Below are 26,109 nucleotides of genomic sequence, written 5' to 3'. Positions count from 1 at the left end.
CCCGTCAGGTCCGCCTGAGGGTCCGCACCGGCTCCGAGGGCTTCCAGACCTGGACGACCAGATACGTGTCGTCCTCGACGAAGGTCCGTACGACCTCCGTCAGTTCGGTGCGGAAGAGGTGGAACGGCTCCGGCGGTTCCACCTCTTCCACGTACGCCCGTTTCGCGTCGCCGTCGGTGACCTCCACCGCCCGGCCGCTGATCCGTACGTCGCCCCCGCCCATGGTGGTACCCGGCCCCGGGTTCGCCTGGAGCGCGAAGCGCGGGTCGCGGCGCAGGTCGGACGCCTTGAGCGAGTCCGGCATCATGCCGAGCCACAGCTCGCCGAGCAGGAAACGCGCCTCGATGCCGCTGGTGCGGGGTGTGCCGTCCTTGCGGAGGGTCGCCAGGACGTGGTGGGTGAAGGCCCCGAATCGTTCCTCCGCCGACCGGGCGAGCTCGGGTGCGGAGACGGTGAAGGCGGCCCAGTTCGTACGACTCATGCAGGCAGTTTCGCGCCGATACCCGACATCTTCTGTCGCGTATGGGCGAGTTTTTCGGGTGCGCTCCCCGCGGACCCCCGCATGCGGGGGTGGGCCGGACGGCTCCCCACGGCGCTCCCGCGTAACGGTTGCGCACTCTCTTCACCGAACGGCCCTGTTCTCCTACGGCGCCCGGAGGTAACTTCCGCTCCGTATCGGACACGCCAGTGCTGGAGGACATATGCAAGGGCCCACGCCGCCCCTGCCCCTACCGACCGACCAGCTCCAGTTCGCCATGCCGCCGATGTACGACTCGCCGGACGACGAGCGGCGCCACCGCAAGGAGCGGCTGGCCGGAGCGCTGCGGATCTTCGGGCGGCTCGGATTCGAGGACGGGGTCTCCGGCCACATCACGGCGCGCGACCCGGAGTACAGCGACTGCTTCTGGGTGAACCCCTTCGGGATGCCCTTCAAGCACGTCACCGTGAGCGACCTGGTCATGGCCAACCAGGACGGGCAGGTGGTCGAGGGCCGCTACCACGTGAACCAGGCGGCGTTCACCGTGCACGCGCAGGTCCACGCCGCCCGCCCCGACGTCGTCGCCGTCGCCCACTGCCACTCGGTGCACGGCCGCGCGCTCTCCGCCCTCGGCGACCTCCTCGACCCGATCAGCCAGGAGAGCTGTGCCTTCTACGAGGACCACGCGCTCTACGACACCTACAGCGGTGTCGCCGTGGACACCGAGGAGGGCCGCCGGATCGCCGGCGCGCTCGGCACCCGCAAGGCCCTGGTGCTGCGCAACCACGGACTGCTCACCGTCGGCGACTCGGTGGACGCGGCGGCCTGGTGGTTCCTGTCGATGGAACGCTCCAGCCAGGTCCAGCTCACCGCGCAGGCCGCGGGCCGCCCGGTCCTCATCGACCACAAGCAGGCGGTCGCGACCCGGGAGCAGCTCGGGGGCGACCTGGTCGCGTGGATCAACTACCAGCCCCTGTGGCAGGACATCAGCCGGAGCGAACCCGATCTCCTCAGCTGAAGCCCTTCAGGACCGCCGCCTTCGTCGCCGCGAACTCCTCGTCCGTGAGCACTCCGTCCCGGTGCAGCTCGCCCAGCTCGCGCAGCCGGCGCAGCAGTACGTCGTGATGGTCGGCCTGGGCCGGTACCCGCGCGGCGGCGGGGGACTGCGGGGGCCGGTCGGTGAACTCGCCGGCGCGGACCGACGGATGCGGCAGACGGGCCGTCACCGCGGCGGCGACGAGCGCCGTGAGCAGGTCACGGCGCGCGCTGCCCCACAGGTCGAGCGCGAACGGGTCCTTCTCGGGCGGCAGTTTGGAGAACGCGGTCTCGCGCGTCACGAAGCGCAGGAACCCGTTCTCGTAACCGGAGTTGGGCAGCCACTCCACCTGCACCAGGTCCCCGACGGCGATGATCCGCGGGCCCGTCGCCCGCTTGACCCGGTCGGAGGTGTCCGCCCAGTCGATGCGCACGCGCGCGCCGTCGAAGGAGACGGTGCCGTCGCTGGACCGCACGGAGACGGGCACCGGCGGCCCCGCGAGCAGATAGGCCGTCGCCGGTTCCTTGGGGACCTGGTCCAGGAGCAGCGCACGGCGGATCTCCTCGGCGACGTACTCGGCGACCCCGGACCGGTCGACGTCGACCGTCAGCCGGTACGGATCGGCCGCGTCCGGAAGCCGTCCCCCGGTCGCCTGGAGCAGCGGATCGGCGCCCTCACGCAGTCTCAGGCGCAGCCGGCCGCGCTTGCGTTCGGGCTCGTGGACGATGCCGGACACCGCTTCCAGGGGCACCGTGATCTCCCCGTATGTCTGCCGGAACAGGGGCACGGAACGGTGCAGCCCCGGCGTGATCCTGACCGTGCTGCCGTCGAAGGCCCAGGTCCCGTCGCGCTGGATGATCTCGGCCATGGGGGAATTCTCGCAGCCGGGTCAACACGGGGTCCGGCACTTCACCCGCGCTGACCAGACCTGCCGGACGCGGGCGCTGTTGCGTACGGCACAATTCGCTGTCATCGCGGGGCAGTTGTAAGGCAGTTGTACGGAAGTCAGGCGTGCGGAGCGGTACGGAGACGTACGGCGCCGCACGAGGACGTACGCAGGCGCACGCAGACGTACGAGGATCTGGCCGCACGGGAGTTCCCGGTGCGGGGAAGGCGGCAACGGGCGTGGCGGTGCAGGAGGCGAGACACGGCGCGGAGCGCGGTGCGGGGCGCGGTGGCGGGCTCGGTGCCGGGCAGGGCGCGCATGGTGGCGGCTGCACCTGCGGGGACTGTCCGCACGGGGCGCGCGAGGGACACCGGCGGGCCGTCGCCGCGTTCCTCGCCAAGCGCGACGAACTGGCGTCGGGACAGGGTCTGCCGGCCGGCGTCGCCCACTCGGCGTCCGCGTCCCGGCAGTGGGTGTCGGACGAACTCACCCAGTCCGCGGACCTCGTCGCGGAACGCGGGCGCGTCGACGGCGAGGCCTGGCTGGGACGACTGTGGCGGCGTACGGCGTTCGCGGTGTGGGGAACCGTCGTGGCGCTGCTGCTGGTGCAGGCGCTCACCGCGATCGGCGCGGGGTGGTCCGCGGCGCGGACGGCGGGGCTGGTCGCCGCCGTCCTGGTGGCGGCCCTGCTGACCGGAGCGGGCTATCTGCACCGGGCGCGCGGCGGTGCCCTCGCGCCGGTCATCGGTGAGGACAACCGTCTCTCCACCTCGCGCGCGATGGCCGCCGCGTGGGTGCTGTTCGTGGTGTACGCGGTGCTCGTCCTGGTGGGTCAGCTGGCGGCCGCCTCCGCCCACGGCAGGCGCGACGACCTGATCGCCGGGCTCGAACTCGCCCGGGGCGCCGGTGTCGTGACCGTCGTCGCGGTGGTGTGCGGGATCGCGGTGCTGGTGCGCCGCGTGGTGGGCGTGCGGGTGCTCGGGCAACGGCTGCAGAAGGTACGGGCCGACCGGCCGCGTGCCGCCGACCTGCTGACGGACGACTCCGGCAAGGGAAGCTTCGCCGACATCCAGTACGTCGTCGTCGGCGCCGTCGCCCTGGTGTTCGCCGCGGTCCGGCTGGCCCGGCGGCCGGAACAGCTGCCCGACCTGCCCTGGGGGCTGGCACTGCTCGTCCTGGTCTCTGCCGCCACCTACCTCTCCGGCAAGTACGCCGAGGGCGGCCGGCCCGTGATCCTCTCCGTCGTCCGCTCCCGCGAGGCCGGTGACCTCGACGCCCCGATCCGCACCGGGGACGACATCGAGATCCGGGGGGCCGGTTTCGTCCCTCCGGGCGCCCAGACCGCGGACCGGCTCTCCCGCATGGTCGTCCGCATCGGCGCGGTCCATGTGCACGTGCCGCTGGTCCCGGTGCCGGGCGGCTTCAGCAACCCCACGGACGCCGTGCTCACCGTGCCGGTACCGGTCGACGTGGAGCCGGGGCGGGTGGAGGTCCAGGTGGTGACGGCGGCCGGTGTGGAGACCAACCGCTGCGTGATCGACGTGACGGACTGAGGGAGCTACGGCCCAGGGAGTGACGGGCCCACCCGGGGGTGACGGGCCTGGGCCTGGGGCGCGACCGGGCCGGGGAGCCGAGACGCCGGAGTGCTTCGGGGCCGGGGCGCAGGGACGCCGGAGTGCTTCGGGGCCGGGTCACCGGGTCACCGCGTCACCGGTTCGGCGGTGGGGGCATCGGCGCGATCCCGGCCAGGCCGACCCGGCGCCCGCGGCCTGAAGACGGCGGCGATGTGTCTCCGGGCAAGAAATCCGCTCCCGGCCATTGAGCGGGGACCCGCTTCCGTACGTATGGTCTGTTGAGGGGTCAACGGAATACGGGTGAGAGGCGGCGGAGAGCGATGACTCACGGTATGCGAACGGACACCCAAAGCTCCTATGTCGACGGCGGCGGGCGAGACGGGTGGCGCGAGACGGCCACGCGCTACGCCCTGCTGCCCCTGCGCATCTTCCTGGGCGTCACCTTCATCTACGCGGGGATCGACAAGCTCACCAACAGCGCCTTCCTTTCCGACTCCGGCTCCGGCTCGATCGGCGACCTGATGCGCTCGGTGCGTGACTCCTCGGCGATCCCGGCCCTGGTCGACCTCGCGCTGAAGAGTCCGGTCGGCTTCGGCTACGCCATCGCCCTGGGCGAACTGGCCGTCGGCATCGGCACCCTCATCGGACTGCTGGGCCGTCTCGCGGCGCTGGGCGGCGCGCTGATCTCGCTCAGCCTGTGGCTGACGGTCAGCTGGGCCTCCGACCCGTACTACTACGGCAACGACCTCATCTACTTGATGGCCTGGCTGCCCCTGGTCCTCGCCGGCGCCTCGGTCTTCTCGCTCGACGCGCTCTGGCGCGCGCGACGCGGGCAGCGGGGCGCGCAGCGGGGCGGGGAGTACCGCTACTAGCCACGACGGACCGAGGCCGCCTGCCGGGTCGACCGACCGTGGGCCGGCCCGACGGGCTTCTTGCCGCCCGGATGGACCGACCGTCTGCCGTCCGCCTCGACTGCCCGCCCCGGCCGCCTGCGTGCCGGGTGGGGCGGACGACTGACTGCCCCGGCTGCCGGATGGGGCCACCGACCGACCGACTGCCGGCCTGCCCGGTGGGGCGACCGTCCGCCAGGCCGCCGCGGGTCCGGTCCACCCGGTCCCCCGGGCCCGTACGCGGGACCCGCCCGCCTCACCACCCGCCCACCGAGCATCCACGGGACCGCGGGACCGAGGCGTGAGCGCCGCCGGTCGAGCGGTCCGTCCGTGTGCCGTGTCCCCGCCCGTCCCGTCCCGGTCAGCCCGGTACGTGCGAGTCCTCGGGGCCCCTGTCCGCCGCCCTCGCGGCCGCCCGTCGTGAGCCCGCCCGGCGCCGCCGTACGCCGAGGGCCACGAGCGCCACCACTCCGGCCAGGCACAGGCCGCCCGTGAGGAGCGGGATCATCACGAACCACGGGGTGTCCCACCAGCCGCCCGCGTCACCGGCGTACACGACGCCCGCGGTGGCGAGGAAGAAGCCCGCGACCAGCTTTCCCGGCTGGAACTCATGACGTGCCACGGGTCACCTCCGCCTGGCCGACGCCGACGTGCAGGTCGAGGTCGAGGATTCCGCCGTGCCCGGTGCCGGCCGCGGGGGCCAGCGTCACCTGCTTGACCTTGCCCGGCTCCACGTCCACGTCCTTCTTGCCGTCGCCGGGCAACTGGATGTCCCCGAGCCCCACGTCGATGTTCAGCCTTACGATCGCGTCCTTCGGGAGCACCACTTCGAGCCGGCCCGCCCCCACCTCCGCGCGCGTCGTCACCGTCTGTCCCGCGGCGACGTCGAGCCGGCTCAGGTCGAGGGTGCCGACACCGGTGCCGAGTTCGTAGTTCTTCTGTACGTCGGTGACGGCGGCCGGTGTCCAGCCGGTGCGTCTCCAGTGGGTGCTGATGTCCTTCGGCAGGGCCACCGAGCCGGCCAGCAGGGCGGCCGTGAGCACGGCCAGGAAGAGCGAGCCCGCTCCCGTACGGCCGACGAACGCGCTGAGCGCGATGCCCAGACCGAAGACGACGAGGGCGCAGGACAGACCGATCTGAAGGCTCGAACCGAGCGGCCGGTCGTGCCACGTCAGGCCCGAGCCGAGGCCGCCCGCGACGAGCGCGAGCAGGAACACCCAACCGCCGATCCAGCGCGGCCCGCGCGGCAGCGGCTCCCGCGGGGCGCGCGGGCCCGGGCGGGGCGTGCCGCGGGCGATGTCGACCGCTGCCGCGACGTCCCGGTCCCGGGCGTCCTGCGGGCCCCAGAGATAGCCCGTGCCGCCGACGTGCGAACCGTCCTTGACGATCGGGTCGCGCCACCATGACGGGTAGGAGGCGGGCACGGGTGGAGCCTGTGCCTCGGGCGGGGCGTCGGCCACGGCCTGGGCGGCGAGCGGGTCGGGGTCCGGGGCGTCGCGCTGCTGCGACCAGTACCCCGCGCCCGCGAGGAGCAGGGTGAGGACCACGGCGAAGGTGAGCACCCCGCCGTTGTTGAGCATCGAGAGGAAGACTCCGCAGCCGACGAGGGCGAAGAGCACGGCCGTCAGCGCCTGGCCGTCCACCCGGCCGGTGAGGAGCTTGCGCACCTCGTTCTCGTCCTCGTCCTCGTACGGGACGAACAGCCAGAAGAAGCCGTACAGGATGAGGCCGATGCCGCCGGTCGCGGAGAGCACCGCGAGCACGATCCGGAAGATCACCGGGTCCATGTCGCACTGCCGCCCGAGCCCGGCGCACACCCCGCCCAGCATCCTGTGCCGCCGGTCGCGCCGGAACCTGTGCGGGGCTTCGGGCGCCACCACGCCGTCGTGCGCGCGCGGCTCCCCACCCGTGGCGGTGCCCGGGGACGGGGCGCCGGAGCCGCGGGGCGGCTCCGCTGCCGCGTGCTGCTGATCTGTCATGTGTCCATGGTGACGGGCGAGAAGGCGCGACGGGAGTCGGGACGACCCTGGCCGAACCCTGATATCGGCCCTGACGGGTGCGCGGGGAGCCGTTCGAGCACCGGCCCGTCGAAGATCAGGGGAGTCTCGGGGGTCGACCCTGATGCTCCGGCCGTCCGGCCGTGTGAACATCGTTGGCATGCCGGAAGCCGCAGCAGTGCCTCTCGACGACCCGCGGCCCCCGCGCAAGCTCTACCGCAGCAGTGACGGACGCTGGCTCGGCGGTGTGGCGCGAGGGCTCGCGGGGCATCTCGGGCTGCCCGTGATCTGGGTGCGACTGGTGTTCGTCGGCCTGTTCATGGCGGACGGCCTCGGCGCGCTGCTCTACGCCGCCTTCTGGTTCTTCGTGCCGCTGGGCGTCGGCGGGGTCGACTCCGAGCGCGCGCCCGCCTTCACCACCGAGACCGCTCCCGACGGCCGCCGCAGACTCGTCGCCCGCAAGCCGGACCGGGGCCAGATCGTCGCCCTGCTCCTCATGGTCGTCGTGGCCATGGTCTTCGTCGGCAACGTGAACCTCGGAGGCGGAGCCAAGGCGTATCTCTGGCCCACCGTCCTCGTCGGCGCGGGCGTCGCCCTGGTCTGGCGCCAGGCGGACAACGCGCGGCGGGCCCGCTGGGTGGAGGTCGGCCGCCGTCGCCGGACGCTCACGCTGCTGCGGTCCGCGGCCGGCGTGCTGCTCGTCACCGCGGGCGTCACCGGGATATTCGTCCTCCAGGGCTCCGCGGCCCACCTGGGCTCCGTCCTGCAGGCCGCGCTCGCCGTCCTCGTCGGCACCGCGCTCCTGGCCGGCCCCTATCTCGTCCGCATGACGCAGGACCTCTCCGAGGAGCGCCTGATGCGTATCCGGGCCCAGGAGCGGGCCGAGGTGGCCGCCCACGTCCACGACTCGGTGCTGCACACCCTGACCCTGATCCAGCGCAACGCGGAGAACGCGAACGAGGTGCGCCGGCTCGCCCGGGCCCAGGAGCGCGACCTGCGCGCCTGGCTCTACAAACCGGAGGGCACCGGCAAGGACGAGGCCGACGAACCCGCCACCCTCGCCGAGGCGGTCCGCCGCAACGCGGCCGAGGTCGAGGACAAGCACGGCGTCCCGCTCGAGGTCGTCGTGGTCGGCGACTGCCCGCTCGACGAGGGCCTGACCGCGCAGATGCAGGCCGCACGGGAAGCCATGGTGAACGCCGCCAAGTACGGTGGCGAGGGCGGCGCCGTACAGGTCTACGCCGAAGTCGAGGGAAAGAGGGTCTTCGTGTCCGTCCGCGACCGCGGCCCGGGCTTCGACATCGACGCGATACCCGCCGACCGCATGGGCGTCAGAGAATCGATCATCGGCCGGATGGAGCGCAACGGCGGCACGGCGCGGCTGCGCGCGGTGCCGGACGGCGGCACGGAGGTCGAGCTGGAAATGGAGAGGGCGGAGAAGACGTCATGAGCGACGCGAACGGGCCGACCGGACAGACGGCCGGTGTGCCCGCGCACACCGGCCCGAACGAGCAGAGCGACACCGCGACCGGAGCGGGGGCGGCCACCGGGTCCCCGGCGGCGGGCGGGCCGGGTGCCGCGGACGGCGTCGAGCCGTCCGGAGCCCCGGGCGGACGCACTGTGCGCGTCGTCCTCGTCGACGACCACCGCATGTTCCGTACGGGAGTGCAGGCCGAGATCGGACAGACCGAGCGGACCGGCGTGCAGGTGGTCGGCGAGGCCGCGGACGTCGACCAGGCGGTCACGGTCATCACGGCCGCCCGGCCCGAGGTCGTGCTGCTCGACGTCCATCTGCCGGGCGGCGGCGGTGTCGAAGTGCTGCGCCGCTGCGCCCCGTTGATGGGGGACGCCGAGCGGCCGGTCCGATTCCTCGCGCTGTCCGTGTCGGACGCCGCGGAGGACGTCATCGGCGTGATCCGCGGTGGTGCCCGGGGTTACGTCACCAAGACGATCACCGGAACCGACCTGGTGAACTCCATCTTCCGTGTCCAGGAGGGCGACGCGGTCTTCTCGCCCCGCCTGGCCGGATTCGTCCTGGACGCCTTCGCCTCCACCGACGCCCCGCCGGTCGACGAGGACCTCGACCGGCTCACCCAGCGAGAGCGCGAGGTCCTGCGCCTCATCGCCCGCGGCTACGCGTACAAGGAGATCGCCAAGCAACTGTTCATCTCCGTCAAGACGGTCGAGTCGCACGTCTCGGCGGTCCTCAGGAAACTCCAGCTCTCCAACCGGCACGAGCTGACACGCTGGGCGACGGCGCGACGTCTGGTGTGACACGCGGTCCGCGGAGCCGCGCGGACGCCGGACCTCCGTCGGACGCGCACCGGTGTTCCGCGGCGGGTGCCTACCGGTGTTCCGCGGCGGGCGCCGGGCTCAGGATCCGCAGCGCCCAGCGGTAGTGGCGGACGGCCTTCGCGATCCCGATGAGACCGGTCGTCCACAGGATCAGGCCGATCCCGACGCCCTGGACGACATCGCTGTACAGACCCCGGCCGGACTCGACCGGTGCCGCCGCCGCGTAGGACGTCCAGACGCCGATCGCGCAGACGCCGAGCGAGGAGAGGAGCCAGAAGAGGCTGAGCCCGGGGGAGCGGAGCCGGGAGTCGGTCGCGGGATGGCGGTCCAACGCGGTCCAGGCCTCCAGCAGTTCGTGCAGGCGGCGGTCGCTGCGCACGGACAGGGTGACGGCGAGGACCGTCGGGGCGAGCGCGGCCAGACCCAGCAGGGCGAACAGCGGACCCAGGACGACACCGGTGGGATCGCGCTGCTCGATCTGCTGCAACGGCAGTACCAGCAGGGCCCAGCCGACGATCGCCGCGAGCGCCAGCAGCCAGAGCAGCAGCACCCGATGCACCCCGAGGCTCCGTCCGCGCAGTTCCTCCAGTACCCGCCCCCGGTCGGCCAGCAGCGCCGCCCGGTCCGGCCAGGAGCGGATGTGCGCGGGCGGCGGAGGCGGCGGCAACAGGAAGCCGGGCATCAGGACCTCTCGGACGACGGGACGGAGTCCGCGTCGACGCTACCGCGATCCACCCCCCGCGCCCCCACTGCGCCGATCCGCCCCGGTGTCTTCGCGCCACCCGGGTGGACCCGTGCGCTCAGGCCACCCGGGCGGCACCCGCGAACGGCATCTCGTCGACCGGCGCGAGACGCACCGGCGCGGTGGGGTTCGGGGCGTGGATCATCATCCCGTTGCCCACGTAGATCCCCACATGGCTGATGCCCGAGTAGAAGAACACCAGGTCACCGGGGGCGAGTTCGGAGCGCGACACCCGTCGGCCCGCGTTGATCTGGGCGTACGTCGTGCGCGGCAGCTGGACGCCCGCCGAGCGGTACGCGGCCTGGGCGAGGCCCGAGCAGTCGAAGGCGTCGGGCCCGGTGGCACCCCAGACGTAGGGGCTGCCGAGCTTCCCGTAGGCGTACGAGACGGCGGCGGCCGCACGGGAGTTGGGGGCCGCGACGGAGCCTGCCGAGGGCGACGAGGGCGCCGGGCCCAGATCCCGCGCGGCGGAGCGCGAGGCGTGCCGCACCGCGCCCGCGGCACCGCCGGCCGCCCCGAGGTCCCCGAGCCGCGACCGCTGCTCGTCGGTGAGCCGCGACAACAACTGCCGCGCGGAGTCCAGTTTGCCGGTGATCGTCCTCTTGGCCCGCTTCAGCTCCGCCTGCCGCGAGGTGAGCGCGGTCAGCTCGATGTGCGCGGCCCCGCGCAGCTGCTCGATCTCCCGCAGCTGCTTGCGTACCCGGGCCACCGCCCCCGCCTGCCGGTCACCGACCCGCTCGGCGAACGCGGCCCCGTCCAGGTACTGGTCGGGGCGATCGGAGAGCGCGAGCTGCAGGGCGGGGTCGAGGCCGCCGCTGCGGTACTGCGCCGCGGCGATCGAACCCAGCGCGTCCCGTGCAGCGTTGAGCCGGTCCTCCTTGCGCGCCGTCTCGTCGCGCAGGTCGTGCAGCCGCCGGGACGCCTGGTCGGCCTTCTCCTTCGCCCCGTCGTACTTCTCCGTGGCGACCTCGGCCTCTTCGTACAGCTTGTCGACCCTGGCCTTCACCTGCGCCGGGGACAGCCGCGGCTCCGCGTGCCCGGTGCCCTCGAATCCGGCCGTCGTCGCCGCGCCGGCGAGGGCGATGGTCGCGGCCGTGCGGACCGTATGGCCGCCGAGTGAGCGCTGTCTGGGCTTGCGGTGTGCTGCCACGAGGGCCCACATCCTTCCCGGGGGACGTGACCGCCTCGGAGGGCGCGGTCATCGGTGACGCGTCCGGCGACGGCCCACACAGGGGGAGCGAGTCGCCGCCGGACCTTTCTCGGCGGTGGTGTCCGGCTGCCGCCCCTGGCCCGGGCGGCGGTGGGGAGCCGGGCACCTGGTGGAGGACGCTAAACCTGAGTGCGAGGGCTCGGTAACACCATGTTCGGAACTGGCGTAACTGGATCGCCGGGTGACCGTATGTGACTGTGATCCCGGTCCGGCGTCGGCGACTTCACACAGGGTGATGACCGATGGGGCGGTTCCGGGACGTTCGGGGGTTCTCAGGTGCTACGGGTCCTCATGGGGTGGGGCGGTGCCAAGAGGGGCACACACCTCCGATTAGGCTCCGGCCCCATGGACGTACTCATCCATCTCTTCGTGGGCCTGCACATCATCGGCATCGCCTCGCTGCTCGGCGGCTTCCTCACCCAGATGAAGGCGATGGGCCGGGGCACCGCCCGGTTCGTCCCCGCCATGCTGCACGGCGCGCTGACCATGCTGGTCACGGGTGTCGTCCTGGTCGGTCTCAACCAGGCCGACGACCACTCGGTCAACACCGTCAAGATCGGCGTGAAGCTGGCCCTGCTGATCGTGATCCTCGGGCTGGTCTATGTGAAGCGGGACGACGAGAAGGTCGACAAGGGCCTGTTCGGGCTGGTCGGGCTGCTGACGACCGCGAACATCTTCATCGCGGTGCTGTGGACCTGACGGTTCCGGCCGCCACCAGCAGCCAGGCGGCCACCGAGATCCACAGCAGTACCTGCCCGACCCCCCTGAGCCACGCGAAGCCGACGGCGTCCGCGACCGACAGGGCCGCCGCCGCCGTCATGGCCATCGGGAACACGGTCGCCCAGCGCCGCACGTCGTAACGCGGACGGCGCCACAGCAGCTCCGCGACGGCCAGCACGGCGTACCAGGCGAGCGTCACCATGATCAGCGCCTGGGTCACCCAGCGCATCACGCCGTTGTCGTCGTAGTTCCACAGGTAGATGTCCGCCTGGTACGCGAGGACCAGCTTCGACGCGGCCAGCGCGGAGATCGCGAGCGCGCCGCCCGCGATCCAGTGGTCGCCGCGCCCGTTGGCCGTCTCCCGGAAGTCGAAGCACGTCAGCGCCACCACGTACAGCACCAGGAACCCCAGCCAGAACAGGACCAGCGCCGCGTACGCGAGCCAGTCCGCGCGCGTGGCCCCGGCGAGCGACGCGGCGAGCACCGCGAGTCCCTGCGTGGCCACGCATCCGAGGAACACGCTTCCGGGCATACGGAGCCGCAGGCCCCGTACGAGCAGGTAGAGCAGCCCCGGCCACAGCACCGCGGCGAGCGCGAGCAGCACCTCGGCGACCCCGAGCCATCCCAGGTCGGTCAGCCGGGTGCCGAGCACGGCGGTCGCGGCGACCCCGGTGAGCGCGCTCGGCGTGCCGGCCTCCTCCAGCCACCGCTCCCGATCGCGCAGCAGGCGGACCGTGAAGTCCACGGCGAACCCGAGCCAGATGACGGCCGCCAGGACCAGCGCGATCCGGGACAGGACCTCGTCACCGGCCTCGTGCAGCCCGACGGAGAGGATGCCGGTGGCCAGAACGGCGGCCGCGGCGGCGGGCGGGCTCTCCGCCCACCAGGAACGGAGTCGGACCCACGGGCTGCGGGGCGGCGAGGTGGCTGGCATGGCCCCGATGCTAGGGACCTTCGGGCGGGTTGCCCGCGGGGCGCGCGCGTACATCACGCATGCGGGGTCGGCCGGACGGGTGCGGGGGCGCGGGGCGCCGGGGGGAGGAGTGCGCGGGCGGTACGGGCGTACCGGCGTACGGCGACAAGGGGGCCGCGCGTACGGGCGTACGGGCGTACCGGCGTACGGCGACAAGGGGCGTGGACGGCACGGGTGACGAGGGCGCGGCGGTACAGGCGTACGGCGGGTACGGGCGTACGGCGGGTACGGGGGCGCGGGCACGAGCGAGCGGCGCGGGCCGGGCGCGTGGAGCCCGGGGGGCCTCACGCGCGCGTGCCCGCGCCGGGGCTCAGGCCGGGCGCACCACGCTGTGGATGATCGACTCGCCGCCGTAGAAGATCGACTCCTCGCGGACGTACGCACCCGGCTTGGGGGCGTGGATCATCATCCCGTCGCCGACGTAGAGGCCCACGTGGCTGATGTCGCCGTAGAAGAAGACGAGGTCTCCGGGCTCGATGGCGGAGAGGGGGACCGTGGTGCCCGCGTTCACCTGGTCGTAGGTGGTACGCGGGAGGGTGACGCCGGCGGCCTTCCACACGGCCTGGGTGAGACCGGAGCAGTCGTACGAGCCGGGTCCGGTCGCGCCCCACACGTACGGCTTGCCGACCTGGGCACGCGCGAAGGCGATGGCCTTGCCGGCCTTGGCGGTGTACGAGGAGTCGGTGGCCGTGGTCCCGGACGTCCCCGTGGTCCCGGACGACGTGCCCGGCGGTGGGGCCGTGTCCCGGGCCTTCTTCTCCGACGCGGCCCGCTCGGCCGCGAGTCGGGCCGCCTCGCGGTCGGCCTCCTCCCGCTTCTTCTTCGCGATCGCGGCGAGCCGTGCCTTCTCGTCGGCGGTCAGCTTCGACAGCAGGTCGCGCGCCGCGGCGAGCTTGCCCTGGACGTCGGCCTTGGAGGTCTTGAGCGCGTCCTGCGAGGTGGTGAGCGTCCGCAGGCTCCGGGAGGCCTCCTCGCGTTTCTTCGAGGTCGAGGCCTGCTCGGTGACGTAGTCGTCGACGGCCGCCTTCTGGCGGGTGGTCAGACGGTTCATCAACTGGGTCTGGTCGAAGTAGTCCTGCGGGGTGTCGGCCAGCAGCAGGCTCGCGCTGCCGGGTGCGGACGCCCCGGTGCGGTACTGGGCCGCGGCGAACGAACCGAGCTCCTCGCGCGCGGTGTTGAGTTTCTCGGTGCGCCGGGCCACGTCGTCGAGGAGGGAGCCGACGCGCTCGCGCTGCTTGGCGGTCTTCTCCCTGGTCGCGTTGTACTTCTCGGTGGCGGTCTCGGCCTGGTGGTAGAGGTCGTCGACCTTCTTCTCGACCTCTTCGAGGCTCGGTCGGGGCTCGGCCGGGGGCGCGGCGTTCGCCGTCTGGGAGAGCAGGGCCACGGAGGTCAGGGCGGCCGTGGCGAGGACGGGGGTCCGTAGGCCCGTCCGGCGTGTGCCCGGAGGACTCCACTTGCGGTGCGACGCCAAGAGAGGCGACTCCTTCCGTCATCCGCCTACCGGGTTAGCTGTCGGGTTCGGGCGGGTACTTCCGGAAGGTTTGCCCTACGGTCCTTGCCCCACGGGCGGTCGGACCGATTCACCCCAGAGTCGGTTGGGTCCCCGGCTCCGGTCGCCGCGCGGGCGCGCCGGACTCGGCGGAGGCCGCTCGGCCCGGCGACGTTCGCCGGTTGCCGTCGAGCGGTCTGCCGGGCACGCTAGCCAACGCGTGAGCGGTCTGTGAAGTTTGATGTGCGATATGCCCGATACGTTTTCGTGACCTGGGCCGCCTGGACGCCCGGAGCGGCGGATCGGTGGCCGACCGTAGCGGGGCGCTGCCGGAAGGTGAGGGTGTTTCGGTGTGGGCGGGGACCGGTTTTCGCGGCACTCCGGCCCGGTTCCCCGGCAGGTGCTGTGCACCGGCGCGGACACGGTGGGGGTCCTTGCCGGGAACCCTGTGCGCCGCCGGGAACCCCGTGCGGTGTCCGTACGAGTCCTGGTCCGGTTTCCGTATGCGTCCCGGCCCGGTTTCCGTGCGAGTCCCGGCCCGGCTTTCGTGCGAGTCCGGTCCGGCCACAGCCCCGGTCCGGACCCTGTGGGACCCCCGTGCGGCGTTCGTGCGCACCCCGGCCCGGCGTCCGTGGCGGTCCTGGTCCGGCGTCCGTGGCCGTCCTGCCCCGGCTCCAGCGGGAATTCGGGTCCGGACTCCGCGGGAATTCCGGCCCAGTTTCCGGGGTGGCGGCGGGTTGTCAGTGGGGCCGCCTAGACTCGGAGAGCGATGAGCAGCCTCTTTGATGACAGCTTCCTGGCGGACCTCAAGCCTTCCGGGGCCCATGAGGAAGAGCCTCCGCCGCCGCCCGAGGACGAGGTGGCGGAGCCGCTTCCGGACGACCTGTTCGGCGGCCGCTTCGACGTGCCCCCGGACCGCGACGCGTACTACCGCGACGGCGCCCACCGGCCCGCCGTGGACCCGGCGGCCCTGCTGGACGGGCTCAACGAGAACCAGCGCGCGGCCGTGGTGCACTCCGGCTCCCCGCTGCTCATCGTGGCCGGCGCCGGCTCCGGCAAGACCCGGGTGCTCACGCACCGGATCGCGCACCTGCTGGGCGAGCGCCATGTCCACCCCGGCCAGATCCTCGCGATCACCTTCACGAACAAGGCCGCGGGCGAGATGAAGGAGCGCGTCGAGCAGCTCGTCGGCCCGCGCGCCCACGCGATGTGGGTGATGACCTTCCACAGCGCGTGCGTACGCATCCTGCGCCGCGAGTCGAAGAGGCTCGGCTTCACGTCCTCCTTCTCGATCTACGACGCCGCCGACAGCAAGCGCCTGATGGCCCTGGTCTGCCGGGACCTGGACCTCGACCCGAAGCGCTTTCCGCCGAAGTCGTTCAGCGCGAAGATCTCCAACCTGAAGAACGAGCTGATCGACGAGGAGGACTTCGCCGGCCAGGCGGCGGACGGTTTCGAGAAGACCCTCGCGCAGGCCTACGCGATGTACCAGTCGCGGCTGCGCGAGGCCAACGCGCTCGACTTCGACGACCTGATCATGACGACGGTCAACCTGCTGCGCGCCTTCCCGGACGTCGCCGAGCACTACCGCCGCCGCTTCCGCCACGTCCTGGTCGACGAGTACCAGGACACGAACCACGCGCAGTACGCCCTGGTCAGGGAGCTCGTGGGACCGGCGAGCGGCGACCGCCCCGAGGGCCTGCCGCCGGCCGAGGGCGACCTCGGGCCCGCCGAGCTGTGCGTCGTGGGTGACGCCGACCAGTCGATCTACGCCTTCCGCGGCGCGACCATCCGCAACATCCTCCAGTTCGAGGAGGACTACCCGGACGCGACGACCATCCTGCTGGAGCAGAACTACCGCTCCACCCAGACGATCCTCACCGCGGCGAACGCGGTCATCGAGCGCAACGAGTCGCGCCGCCCCAAGAACCTGTGGACCAACGCGGGCGCCGGGTCGAACATCACGGGCTATGTCGCCGACACCGAGCACGACGAGGCACAGTTCGTCGCCGACGAGATAGACCGTCTCACCGACGCGGGCGACGCGAAGGCGGGCGATGTCGCGGTCTTCTACCGGACGAACGCCCAGTCCCGTGTGTTCGAGGAGATCTTCATCCGCGTCGGCCTGCCCTACAAGGTCGTCGGCGGTGTCCGCTTCTACGAGCGCAAGGAGGTCCGGGACGTCCTGGCCTACCTGCGCGTCCTGTCCAACCCCGAGGACTCCGTCCCGCTGCGCCGGATCCTGAACGTCCCCAAGCGCGGGATCGGTGACCGCGCCGAGGCGATGATCGACGCCCTCTCGCAGCGGGAGCGGATCAGCTTCCCGCAGGCGCTGCGCCGCGTCGACGAGGCGTACGGCATGGCGGCGCGGTCGACGAACGCCGTGAAGCGGTTCAACGCGCTCATGGAGGACCTCCGTACGATCGTCGAGTCCGGCGCGGGCCCGGCGACGGTCCTGGAGGCGGTCCTCGAACGCACCGGCTATCTCGCCGAGCTGCAGGCCTCGACGGACCCACAGGACGAGACCCGGATCGAGAACCTCCAGGAACTCGCGGCCGTGGCGCTTGAGTTCGAGCAGGAGTCCGGCGGGGGCGAGGACGGGACCGGGGCGGCCGGCGATGCCGCAGGGGCGACCGATGCCGCAGGGGCGACCGGTGCCGCTGGGGCGACCGATGCCGCTGGGACGACCGATGCCGCTGAGGGGGTCGCGGTGGCCGGCGGGCTCTCCGGGTTCCTGGAGCGGGTCGCGCTCGTCGCCGACTCCGACCAGATCCCCGACGAGGACGACGGCAACGGCGTCATCACCCTGATGACCCTGCACACCGCCAAGGGCCTGGAGTTCCCGGTCGTGTTCCTCACCGGCATGGAGGACGGCGTCTTCCCGCACATGCGCGCGCTGGGGCAGGTCAAGGAGCTGGAGGAGGAGCGGCGTCTCGCGTACGTCGGCATCACGCGCGCGCGTGAGCGCCTCTACCTCACCCGCTCGTCCATGCGCAGCGCGTGGGGCCAGCCCTCGTACAACCCGCCCTCCCGCTTCCTGGAGGAGATCCCGGACACGCATCTGGAGTGGAAGCGCACGGGCGCCATGGCCCCGGTGTCCTCGGGGCCCGTCTCGGGTGTGGCGGCCTCGCTGTCGTCCTCGCGCTCACGGTCCGCGGCGTCCGGTGCCTCCGGCTTCGCGACGCGCCGCGGGGCCTCCGAGAAGCCGGTCGTCTCGCTGGCGGTGGGCGACCGGGTCACCCACGACCAGTTCGGGCTCGGCACGGTGGTCGGGGTGAAGGGCACGGGGGCGAACGCGGAGGCCACGGTCGACTTCGGCGAGCCCAAGCCGAAGCGGCTGCTGCTGCGGTACGCGCCGGTGGAGAAGCTCTAGCCCGCAGGGCGTCGGGGCCGGGCGGGGGGCCCGTCCGGCCGTGAAAACCCCAGGCTGGATTACGGCGATCGGCCTACGGCGATCGGCCTACGGCGTGCTCACGTCGGGTCCAGACCGTGGCTGCGCAGCCACGGCAGGGGGTCGATGGCCGAACCGCCCGCGGGCCGGACCTCGAAGTGCAGGTGCGGCCCGGTCGAGTTCCCGGAGTTTCCGGAGAACGCGATCTGGTCACCGGCCTTCACGACGGTTCCCGACGGCACCTTGTAGCTGGAGAGGTGGCAGTACCAGGTCTCCGTGCCGTCCTTCGCGGTGAGGATCGCCATGTTCCCGTACGCGCTGTTCCACTGCGTCCGCAGGGTGCCGTCCGTCGCGGCCATGACCGTCGTGCCGTACGACACCGGGAAGTCGATGCCCGTGTGCACGGACATCCAGTTGACCCCCGCCTGACCGAAGTAGGCGCTGAGTCCTCTCTGGGTGACCGGCAGGACGAACTTGGGCCGCAGCCGCTCCTTGCGGGCCGCCGCGGCCGCCGCCTTCTGCTGCTCGGCGGCCTGCTGGGCCTTGAGGTCGATGCGTTCCTGGGTCCGGCTGGCCCGGTCGGCGAAGTCGTCCGCACCCGCCGACAGGCTCTGGAGCTGGGTGTCCAGCTTGTTGTTGGCGGTGGACGGCTTCACCGCGGCCGCGTCGGGCGCGCTGGCCGTCGTGTTCTTGGTGTCGTCCCCGCCGATGGTGCCCACGGAGGCCGCCGCGATACCCGCGACGCCCATCACGCAGGCCGAGGGCACGGCGACGGTGAGCAGCGCGGAACGCTTGGCCGGGGAGCGGCGACGGGAGCGGGAGGCCGGCCTGTTCGCGGTACGGGAGGCCGGAGTGACCTCTTCCATGTCGTCGAGCAGCGGCGTCTCGTGCGCGGGATCGGCGTCCTCGAAGTCGTACTCGTCCCGCGCTGCGGCGGGCTCCTCGTACGGCAGTTGCTCGAAGGCCGAGGTCGCCTGCTGCTCGAAGGGCTCGTGCTCGCCCTGCTGCTCGTACGGGTCGGCCGAAGCATGCTGTCCGTACGGGTCCGCCGCGACCTGGTGTTCGTACGGGTCCGCCACGGCCTGGTGTTCGTACGGGTCCGCCACGGCCTGGTGTTCGTACGGGTCCGCCACGGCCTGGTGCTCGTACGGATCGGTGGCCTGGTGGTCGTGCGATTCGCCCACCTGGGGGTGCTCGTAGGCCTCGTACGGGTCGTGTTCACCGACGGTGTTCCACTGGGTGGCGTCGTACGCACCCGTTTCCTGGGTGGGCGCACTCCACTGCTGGGTCTGGCCGGCCGGTTCGGCCTGGAGCCAGGCGGCCGCGTCCCACTGGCCCGTGGCGTCGGGGCCCGGATGCTGTGCGGGGATGTCGGCGAGCTGCTGATAGCCGGTCGCCCACGCGGTGGTGTCGTAGCCGCCGGTGTCGTACGCGGTCTGGTGCTGCGCGGCGTAAGGGTCGTAGGCCGGCGTCTGGTGGTCGCCGGTGTTCCACTGCGTCGCGTCGTACGAGCCCGTCCCGTCGCCGCCCGACATGTTGCCGAAGAGGGGATCGGTCTCGAAACTCGCGGTCGCGTAGGCGCCGGTTCCGTTGTGGCCGTCGTACGTGGTGAAGTCGCCGTACTGGACTTCCTGGCCGCCGTAGGACGCGTAGTGCGCCGAGACGGCATCGGAAGCCGGGGCCGGGGAGGTCACGGTCCCCGACGGGTGACGGTCGTTCACCAACTTCTCTTTCGCCTCGACAACAGGGGCTGGCAGAGCAGTGCGGCGACTGTACCCGGCGGTATGCGGGCGCGACAATCTTCGGCAGGTTTCCTCTTCCCGGGAAACGGGCATTCGGCCGTCTTTCGGCGGAGTGCGGGCACGGGCTTGGCCTGGCGTTCGACGAGTGTTCGAAATTGAGACACCGTCAGGACGCTCTCCGACCCCTCTCCGGCCCCTCTCCGACCGGGTCCCATCCCTCTCCGGCTCCTCTCCGGCTCGTCTTCCGCGGGGAGGAGGGGAGCCGGACGGCGGTCGCCGGACGGGTGTCACGCCACGGTGAGCCCCCCGGCCTCGGCCACGGCCTCCACGGGGGTGGTGCGGACGGCCTTCTCCTCGCTGTCGAGCGCCTGACGTATCCCGGTGGCGACCGCGGGGTGGACCGGCAGGGCGAGATGCCCGATACCGCTCACCTGGACGCTCTGCGCGAGCAGGTCCGGGTGGTCGATGGCGGCGGTCTCCAGGGGGTCCATCAGATGGTCGAGGTCGCTCCAGAAACTCACGAAACGCGTACGGCAGTCGGGCGCGGGCTCGCGCAGCTCCTGGATCACGTCCGAGCCCGGGCGCATCTGACGGACGATCGGGTGCGCGTTCATCAACGGGACCACCCGGGTGCCCGAGTGCGGTGTGCCGAGTGTGATCAGCGTGCGGACGCGCAGGTCGCCGCCGAGGCGCTGCACGTAGTACCGCGCGATCAGTCCGCCGAGGCTGTGCCCGACGATGTCCACCCGGTCGCGCCCCGTGCGCTCGCAGATGTCCTCTATGTGCCGGCCGAGCAGCTCCGCGGCGGTGCGGATGTCGTAGGTCAGCGGTGAGTAGTTGAGCGATTCGATGTGCTGCCTGCCGTGCTGCGCGAGGTTGCGGCGCAGGAGGACGAAGACCGAGCGGTTGTCGATGAAGCCGTGCAGCAGGACGACCGGGGGCTTGGCCTCGGTGGGCAGCCGGGTGGCGTCGGACGGGGGGAGCGCGGGGGAGGTGCGGCGCTCCTGCACGATGCCGGACGGGTAGAGGAGGAGGTGCCCGGCGAGGATCGCGAGCTCCAGGGCCGTCGCCTTCAGCAGGGCCACCGAGAGCCCTGTCAGCCTGCCTGGCAGCAGGCGCTGACGGAACGGGAGAACGGGCGGCTCTGTCCCGGTGACCTTCATGGCCGACCTCCAGTCGACACGCGAAGGGACAGCTCCGTCCCCCGTGTGCCCTTGTGGAGAGCGCCGGTGGCGGAGGGCGACGGTGCGTCCGCGGCGTGTGGTGCGCCGGTGGCGCGGCGGGAGTCCCTGCCGTCGTGCTCCCGCCGGTGTGCCGCACCGTCGCCGCGCCTCGTCGGCGCGGTGCCGGTGCCGCCACCTGTCGGCGGCTCTCCTTGCGCAGGCTCCGGTCGTGGCCCGCGCGTCGCAGGTTCCTGCGGCGCGGGTGCCGCTGAAGCGCGGAGCGATGCGCGGCGAATGTGTCCCACCGTGTGATTTCCCCCTCGCTCTTCAGCGGGAAACTGCGGTTTGCACGGATCTGACGATAACGTTCGTTCACTTCCCCGGCCGGTGCGGTGCGGGGTGCCTGTGCCGCAGAGGTACGTCCGGTGCGGTGAGCGGCGGAATGTTCGATATGTGTCGGTACAGGTCGTTGTAGTCGGTTCATGGAGGCAGTGATGGGTGTGGCAGCCGGTCCGATCCGCGTGGTGGTGGCCAAGCCGGGGCTCGACGGCCACGATCGGGGGGCCAAGGTGATCGCGCGGGCGCTGCGCGACGCCGGCATGGAGGTCATCTACACCGGGCTCCATCAGACCCCCGAGCAGATCGTCGACACCGCGATCCAGGAGGACGCCGACGCGATCGGTCTCTCCATCCTCTCCGGCGCGCACAACACGCTGTTCGCGGCCGTGATCGATCTCCTCAAGGAACGCGAGGCGGAGGACATCAAGGTCTTCGGCGGCGGGATCATCCCGGAGGCGGACATCGCTCCGCTCAAGGAGAAGGGCGTCGCCGAGATCTTCACGCCGGGCGCGACGACCGGGTCGATCGTGGAGTGGGTACGGGCGAACGTGCGGCAGCCCGCGGGGGCGTAGCGCCTGGCCGGCGGAGGCCGGCGCGGGCGGGCTTCCGCCCTGGTCGCCCCTGCCCGTCCCCGGGTGGGGGTTCTTCGGATGCGGGCGGCCGGGGGCCGGTCGCACGGCTCCCCGTGCCCCCGACCGGGCGGCGCCGCGGACCGTCCGGGGTTCGGGGGCGAGGCCGCGGGGAGGATCTCCGGCCCCGGTGCTCAGGGCATCGCCGGACTCCGCTCGGGTTCCGGCACCGCCAGCTCCGCGGTCATCTCCGCGCGCAGCCGCAAGGTGGTGACGAGACGCTGGAAGGCCTCCGACCAGTAGCCGCCGGCCCCCGGCGCCGCGTTCTCCGTCTCGTCGGGAATCGCCGTGAGCGCGTCGAGCCGCCCCGCCTCCAGCGGATCCAGACACCGCTCCGCCAGCCCCATCACCCCACTGAAACTCCATGGATAACTCCCCGCGTCGCGCGCGATGTCGAGCGCGTCGACCACCGCACGCCCCAGGGGCTCCGCCCACGGCACCGCGCAGACCCCCAGCAGCTGAAACGCCTCGGACAGGCCGTGGGTGGCGATGAACCCCGCCACCCACTCGGCCCGTTCGGCCGGACCCAGCGTGGCGAGCAGCTTCGAACGCTCCGCCGGCGACACCGCCCCCGGCCCGCCGGCCTCCGCGGCGGAGGGTGCGCCGAGGAGCGCTCTGGACCAGCCCGGGTCCCGCTGCCGTACCGCCGCCCGGCACCACGCGGCGTGCAGTTCGTTCCGCCAGTCGTCCGTCACGGGAAGCGCGACGATCTCCACCGGTGTGCGTCCCCCCAGCCGCCGCGGCCATGCCCCGAGCGGCGCTGCTTCGACCAACTGGCCCAGCCACCACGACCGTTCCCCTCGTCCCGCCGGAGCTTTCGGTACCACACCGTCCCGCTCCATGCTCGCGTCGCACTCGTGCGGCGCCTCGACGACGATCGAGGGCGCCCCCTGGGTGCGGTCGACGGCCACGCACGAACCGGCCCGCGCCGCCATCCGGGCGGCGAGCGCCGAACCGGGCAGCGCGGACAGCAGCTCCGCCGCCGTGGCCCGCACATTGCGGCTCCGGTCGGTGAGCGCCCGCTCCAGGAACGGCTCGTCGGCCGGCTCCAGTCCTGACCGCAGCGAGTCGAGGAACATCAGGCGGTCCTCGGCCCGCTCCGTCCCCCAGGTGGTGGCGAGCAGTTCGCGCGCGGTCGCCGGACGCCGGGCCCGCAGCGCCGTGAGCAGTGCGACCCGCTCGGCGAACAGGCCCTCCTGCCAGAGCCGTTGGGTGCGCTCGGGCTCGTCGGGGCCGGGCAGCGCGGCGCCGCCGCCCGGCATGGAACGCAGCGCGAACCGCCAGTCCGGGTTCAGCCGGGCCAGCCACAGGGCGCGCGGTCCGGCGAAGGCCAGCGCGGCGGGCCGCAGATCCGTGCGGCCCCGGGCGGCGTCGAGGAGCGCGGGCAGTGTTTCCGGCGGAGCCGCGAAACCCTGCGCGTCGGCCAGCGCGAGCCACTGGGGCAGCAGTTCCATGAGGTCGGGGGCCGTGCCACGGCGGCCGCCTCCGGCGCCGGGCCGGTCGGCCAGCAGCACCGCCAGCCGCCGGGCGGCGGCGGGTGGCAGAGGGCGTCGCGGGTCCGGCGCCGCGGGCTCGGGCCGGACGGCCGCCCGGCCCGGCCGCATCCCGGCCCGCCGCCGCAGGGTCGCCACGGCGGCCGCGTCCAGGACGGCCACCGGCACCTCACGCCCGGCCGCCCACACGGGCGGCGTACGCCGCTCGGTCCCGAGCAGCGCCACGGTGACGAGCTCCTCCCAGGAACTCTCGACGGGCACGCCCGCCGAAGCCGGGGTCGCGTTCATGAACGTCCTTTCCGTACGGAGGCACACGGGCAGGGGAAACGGGCGGGGAACGGGGGCGGGAAGCCGCCGGTGGACGGGACGCCGCGGGTCAGCACAGCCGTACCGCCTCGCCCGCCTCCGCCGGCCAGGCCGTCAGCGGAACGAAGCCACGGTGACCGCACTCGCCGAAGACCGTGACGGGGGCGCCGCCGGAGAGGGCGGCCAGCCGCCACAGCCCGGGGCCGGAGAGCGCCGAGGGCGCGAGTGGGAGCGCGAAATCCCCCTCCTCGTCGGCGAGTTGCCAGGAGTCCCCGTCGGGGGTGGGTATGACCCGGTCCAGCGTGACCGGGCAGGAGTCGAGCCAGGGGTCGTCGCGCAGCGCCTCGCCGTAACGGGCCGCCGCGCGGGATGTGCCCACTCCCGGCGGCCGGCTGCGCGTGGGGGCCGGGAGGGTGAACCGCTCGCCCAGGGCCACCCGCAGCCGGCCCGAGCCCGGGTACGCGGTCACCTCCGCCTCGAAGGCCAGGCCGACCGGCAGGGCCTGCTCCGGCGCGCGGCCGGCCGCTCCGTAGGAGAGGACCTGGACCGTGCGGCCGGACTCCGCGCCGTACAACCAGATCCTGCGGGTGATGAGCCGGCTGTCCGCCGTGTCGTACTGGGCGAGGACCAGCCAGCGGTCCCGCAGCGGCGGGCCGGCTGCGGAGCCGGACAGGCCGACCCGGGAGCGGACCGTCGCGGCCAGCCCGTCCGGCAGCGCCTCCCGGCGCAGCCAGCCCCGGTCGAGGAGATGGAGCATCGCGCACTCCTCCAGCAGCCGCACGGGCCAGCCCGCACCGGAGGCGGGGATCGCCCCCAACTCCCGCACCCGCGCCGCCAGTCCGGGCGCCTGCGCGTCGACCATGCGGGCCGCCGTCTCCTCCCACATCCCGTACCCCGCCTGCTCGGCCGTCGCGAGGCCGCCCCGCAACAGGTCGGCCAGCCGCCGCTCCAACTCCCCGGCCCCCGCGGTGATCCGAGCGGCCCGGCGCTCCGCCCTGCGCCGGGCCGCCTCCGGGTCAGCCGGTGACGCCGTCCCAGATGCCCCGCCCGTCGTCGGACTCGCCGCCGCTCGCTCCCTTCTCCCCTCCGTCCATCGCTCCGCCCAGTCCGGCACGGGCCCCCGCGGCACCACACCGTCCTCGCCCGCCCAGAGCAGCAGCAGTCCCAGCGTGTGCTTGCACGGGAACTTCCGGCTCGGACAACTGCACGTGTACGCGGGCCCGGTGGAGTCCGCGATGTCTATGACCGTCTGATAAGGCGTGCTGCCGCTTCCTCTGCACAGTCCCCATAGCGTCCCCTCGTCAGAACTGCCTGTCTCCGACCACGGTCCGGCGGTGCCGAGCTCGCTGCCCGCTCTGCGTGACGCCGTGTCAGGCGCCAGTGCCAGCACCTGGTCCGCCGTCCAGCGCACCCCCTGCTGAGTCATGTCATCGAAGGTAGATCCCACCACTGACAATCGACCTCCGCGAACGCGTTTGTGCAGGTCAGAGCCGATTGTCAGTGGTGTGGTGCACGGTGGAACCAGATCCGAACCGGCCGAGCTGGAGGGGGGACACGCGCCATGACCGTGTCCATCGAGTCCGTGGAACCGACGTCCGTCGACACGCCCGCGGGACAGGCCCGGGGAGCGGCCCCGGGCGCCGGCGCGAGCGCGGTGAGCGCGGACGGTCACGCGGACGAGGTGCTGCGACAGCACGCCGAGCACGCCTTCGCCGCCGAACTCGCCGCGCTGGCCGCGCAGGACGACCGGCCCCGCCCGGCCCGCTGGCGGCTGTCGCCGTGGGCCGTGGCGACCTATCTGCTGGGCGGCACCCTGCCGGACGGCACGGAGATCACACCGAAGTACGTGGGCCCGCGCCGCATCGTCGAGGTCGCGGTCACCACCCTCGCCACCGACCGCGCCCTGCTGCTCCTCGGCGTGCCCGGCACCGCGAAGACCTGGGTGTCCGAACACCTGGCCGCGGCGGTCAGCGGCGACTCGACCCTGCTGGTGCAGGGCACCGCCGGCACACCGGAGGAGGCGATCCGGTACGGGTGGAACTACGCACAGCTGCTCGCCCACGGCCCGAGCCGGGAGGCGCTCGTGCCGAGCCCGGTCATGCGCGCCATGGCCGAGGGCATGACGGTCCGCGTCGAGGAGCTGACCCGTGTCCCGGCGGACGTACAGGACACGCTGATCACGATCCTGTCGGAGAAGACCCTGCCCATACCGGAGCTGGGCCAGGAGACGCAGGCCGTCCGCGGGTTCAACCTGATCGCCACGGCCAACGACCGCGACCGCGGGGTGAACGAGCTGTCCAGCGCCCTGCGCCGGCGCTTCAACACGGTGGTGCTGCCGCTGCCGGAGAGCGCCGAGGCGGAGGTGGACATCGTCGCGCGCCGCGTCGACCAGATCGGCCGCTCCCTCGACCTCCCGTCCGTCCCGGACGGCGTCGACGAGATCCGCCGTGTCGTCACCGTCTTCCGTGAGCTGCGCGACGGCGTGACGGCGGACGGGCGTACGAAGCTCAAGTCGCCCAGCGGCACGCTGTCCACCGCCGAGGCGATCTCCGTCGTCACCGGCGGGCTGGCACTGGCCGCCCACTTCGGCGACGGCGTCCTGCGCGCCTCGGACGTGGCGGCGGGCGTCCTCGGCGCCGTCGTGCGCGATCAGGCGGCCGACCGGGTCGTCTGGCAGGAGTACCTGGAGGCGGTCGTCCGCGAGCGCGAGGGCTGGAAGGACTTCTACCGGGCCTGCCGGGAGGCGGGCGCGTGAC

General features: G+C 72.8%; 21 protein-coding genes and 1 riboswitch. Of the genes, 9 read left to right on the top strand and 12 right to left on the bottom strand.

All coding sequences use genetic code 11. From position 1 onward, the window contains the following. Window positions 1-4: 4 nt before the first annotated feature. Window positions 5-481, bottom strand: coding sequence for a pyridoxamine 5'-phosphate oxidase family protein (locus GFH48_RS16795; protein ID WP_153289063.1), 477 nt, complete (start codon window positions 479-481; stop codon window positions 5-7). 220 nt (window positions 482-701) lie between these two features. Between GFH48_RS16795 and GFH48_RS16790 the strand changes: the two genes are divergently transcribed. Further along, the gene (locus GFH48_RS16790; RefSeq protein ID WP_153289062.1) at window positions 702-1,496 is read left to right on the top strand and encodes a class II aldolase/adducin family protein; all 795 of its coding nucleotides are present in this window, start codon (window positions 702-704) and stop codon (window positions 1,494-1,496) included. On the opposite strand, the gene GFH48_RS16785 is transcribed toward GFH48_RS16790, so the two are convergent. Beyond that, window positions 1,489-2,382 carry a DUF4429 domain-containing protein gene (locus tag GFH48_RS16785; protein ID WP_153289061.1) on the bottom strand — a complete coding sequence of 298 codons (894 nt, stop codon included), beginning with the start codon at window positions 2,380-2,382 and terminating at the stop codon, window positions 1,489-1,491. The genes GFH48_RS16790 and GFH48_RS16785 overlap by 8 nt on opposite strands. A gap of 257 nt (window positions 2,383-2,639) precedes the next feature. Between GFH48_RS16785 and GFH48_RS16780 the strand changes: the two genes are divergently transcribed. Together GFH48_RS16780 and GFH48_RS16775 are read left to right on the top strand one after the other, a co-directional pair. Then, entirely contained in the window at window positions 2,640-3,953 is a 1,314-nt protein-coding gene (locus tag GFH48_RS16780; protein ID WP_153289060.1) for a hypothetical protein, read from the top strand. Window positions 3,954-4,294: 341 nt separating this feature from the next. Then, window positions 4,295-4,846, top strand: coding sequence for a DoxX family protein (locus tag GFH48_RS16775; RefSeq protein WP_153289059.1), 552 nt, complete (start codon window positions 4,295-4,297; stop codon window positions 4,844-4,846). A 379-nt stretch (window positions 4,847-5,225) separates the two neighbouring features. Here GFH48_RS16775 and GFH48_RS16770 read toward each other — a convergent pair whose 3' ends face one another. Both GFH48_RS16770 and GFH48_RS16765 read right to left on the bottom strand, forming a co-directional pair. Beyond that, the gene (locus GFH48_RS16770) at window positions 5,226-5,486 is read right to left on the bottom strand and encodes a hypothetical protein (RefSeq protein ID WP_153289058.1); all 261 of its coding nucleotides are present in this window, start codon (window positions 5,484-5,486) and stop codon (window positions 5,226-5,228) included. Continuing rightward, on the bottom strand, window positions 5,473-6,843 hold the full coding sequence (locus GFH48_RS16765; protein WP_153289057.1) for a PspC domain-containing protein: 1,371 nt from the start codon (window positions 6,841-6,843) through the stop codon (window positions 5,473-5,475). The genes GFH48_RS16770 and GFH48_RS16765 overlap by 14 nt, the downstream gene beginning before the upstream one ends. 142 nt (window positions 6,844-6,985) lie before the next feature. Here GFH48_RS16765 and GFH48_RS16760 point away from each other — a divergent pair, with 142 nt between their 5' ends. Together GFH48_RS16760 and GFH48_RS16755 are read left to right on the top strand one after the other, a co-directional pair. Then, window positions 6,986-8,311: an ATP-binding protein gene (locus GFH48_RS16760; protein ID WP_153289056.1), complete on the top strand. Its 1,326-nt coding sequence runs from the start codon at window positions 6,986-6,988 to the stop codon at window positions 8,309-8,311. After that, on the top strand, window positions 8,308-9,135 hold the full coding sequence (locus GFH48_RS16755; RefSeq protein ID WP_153289055.1) for a LuxR C-terminal-related transcriptional regulator: 828 nt from the start codon (window positions 8,308-8,310) through the stop codon (window positions 9,133-9,135). The genes GFH48_RS16760 and GFH48_RS16755 overlap by 4 nt, the downstream gene beginning before the upstream one ends. A 70-nt stretch (window positions 9,136-9,205) precedes the next feature. Here the strand turns inward: GFH48_RS16755 and GFH48_RS16750 are convergent, their stop codons facing one another. Together GFH48_RS16750 and GFH48_RS16745 are read right to left on the bottom strand one after the other, a co-directional pair. After that, window positions 9,206-9,838 (bottom strand): hypothetical protein, encoded by a 633-nt coding sequence (locus GFH48_RS16750; RefSeq protein ID WP_153289054.1) that lies wholly within the window; start codon window positions 9,836-9,838, stop codon window positions 9,206-9,208. Between the two features lie 118 nt (window positions 9,839-9,956). Then, window positions 9,957-11,048: a C40 family peptidase gene (locus tag GFH48_RS16745; protein WP_153289053.1), complete on the bottom strand. Its 1,092-nt coding sequence runs from the start codon at window positions 11,046-11,048 to the stop codon at window positions 9,957-9,959. A gap of 405 nt (window positions 11,049-11,453) precedes the next feature. Here GFH48_RS16745 and GFH48_RS16740 point away from each other — a divergent pair, with 405 nt between their 5' ends. Continuing rightward, window positions 11,454-11,807, top strand: coding sequence for a hypothetical protein (locus GFH48_RS16740; RefSeq protein ID WP_148010087.1), 354 nt, complete (start codon window positions 11,454-11,456; stop codon window positions 11,805-11,807). Here the strand turns inward: GFH48_RS16740 and GFH48_RS16735 are convergent. Both GFH48_RS16735 and GFH48_RS16730 read right to left on the bottom strand, forming a co-directional pair. Continuing rightward, window positions 11,785-12,762: a tellurite resistance/C4-dicarboxylate transporter family protein gene (locus tag GFH48_RS16735; RefSeq protein ID WP_153289052.1), complete on the bottom strand. Its 978-nt coding sequence runs from the start codon at window positions 12,760-12,762 to the stop codon at window positions 11,785-11,787. The two genes, GFH48_RS16740 and GFH48_RS16735, sit on opposite strands and share 23 nt — an antisense overlap. 349 nt (window positions 12,763-13,111) lie before the next feature. After that, the gene (locus GFH48_RS16730) at window positions 13,112-14,272 is read right to left on the bottom strand and encodes a C40 family peptidase (RefSeq protein ID WP_153289051.1); all 1,161 of its coding nucleotides are present in this window, start codon (window positions 14,270-14,272) and stop codon (window positions 13,112-13,114) included. A gap of 8 nt (window positions 14,273-14,280) precedes the next feature. Further along, a riboswitch (cyclic di-AMP (ydaO/yuaA leader) is annotated at window positions 14,281-14,452 on the bottom strand. 607 nt (window positions 14,453-15,059) lie between these two features. Between GFH48_RS16730 and GFH48_RS16725 the strand changes: the two genes are divergently transcribed. Continuing rightward, complete coding sequence (locus tag GFH48_RS16725) at window positions 15,060-17,663, top strand: ATP-dependent DNA helicase (protein ID WP_153289050.1); 2,604 nt, start codon at window positions 15,060-15,062, stop codon at window positions 17,661-17,663. 98 nt (window positions 17,664-17,761) lie between these two features. Here GFH48_RS16725 and GFH48_RS16720 read toward each other — a convergent pair whose 3' ends face one another. Both GFH48_RS16720 and GFH48_RS16715 read right to left on the bottom strand, forming a co-directional pair. After that, a complete protein-coding gene (locus GFH48_RS16720) occupies window positions 17,762-19,516 on the bottom strand; it encodes a M23 family metallopeptidase (protein ID WP_153289049.1) in 1,755 nt (584 codons plus the stop codon). A gap of 194 nt (window positions 19,517-19,710) precedes the next feature. Further along, window positions 19,711-20,586, bottom strand: a complete 876-nt coding sequence (locus GFH48_RS16715; protein ID WP_153289048.1) for an esterase/lipase family protein — start codon at window positions 20,584-20,586, stop codon at window positions 19,711-19,713. Window positions 20,587-21,080: 494 nt separating this feature from the next. On the opposite strand from GFH48_RS16715, the gene GFH48_RS16710 reads away from it, so the two are divergent. Continuing rightward, complete coding sequence (locus GFH48_RS16710; protein WP_153289047.1) at window positions 21,081-21,497, top strand: cobalamin B12-binding domain-containing protein; 417 nt, start codon at window positions 21,081-21,083, stop codon at window positions 21,495-21,497. A gap of 191 nt (window positions 21,498-21,688) precedes the next feature. On the opposite strand, the gene GFH48_RS16705 is transcribed toward GFH48_RS16710, so the two are convergent. Further along, window positions 21,689-23,335, bottom strand: coding sequence for a DUF5691 domain-containing protein (locus tag GFH48_RS16705; protein ID WP_153289046.1), 1,647 nt, complete (start codon window positions 23,333-23,335; stop codon window positions 21,689-21,691). 88 nt (window positions 23,336-23,423) lie between these two features. Then, complete coding sequence (locus GFH48_RS16700; RefSeq protein ID WP_153289045.1) at window positions 23,424-24,779, bottom strand: SWIM zinc finger family protein; 1,356 nt, start codon at window positions 24,777-24,779, stop codon at window positions 23,424-23,426. A gap of 135 nt (window positions 24,780-24,914) precedes the next feature. Between GFH48_RS16700 and GFH48_RS16695 the strand changes: the two genes are divergently transcribed. Continuing rightward, a complete protein-coding gene (locus tag GFH48_RS16695; RefSeq protein WP_153289044.1) occupies window positions 24,915-26,108 on the top strand; it encodes an ATP-binding protein in 1,194 nt (397 codons plus the stop codon). Window position 26,109: the final 1 nt, after the last annotated feature.

The sequence above is a fragment of the Streptomyces fagopyri genome (genome assembly GCF_009498275.1).
GTDB lineage: Bacteria > Actinomycetota > Actinomycetes > Streptomycetales > Streptomycetaceae > Streptomyces > Streptomyces fagopyri.
The sequence above is the reverse complement of the archived record's forward strand: the minus strand, read 5'-3'. Positions and strand labels throughout refer to the sequence as shown.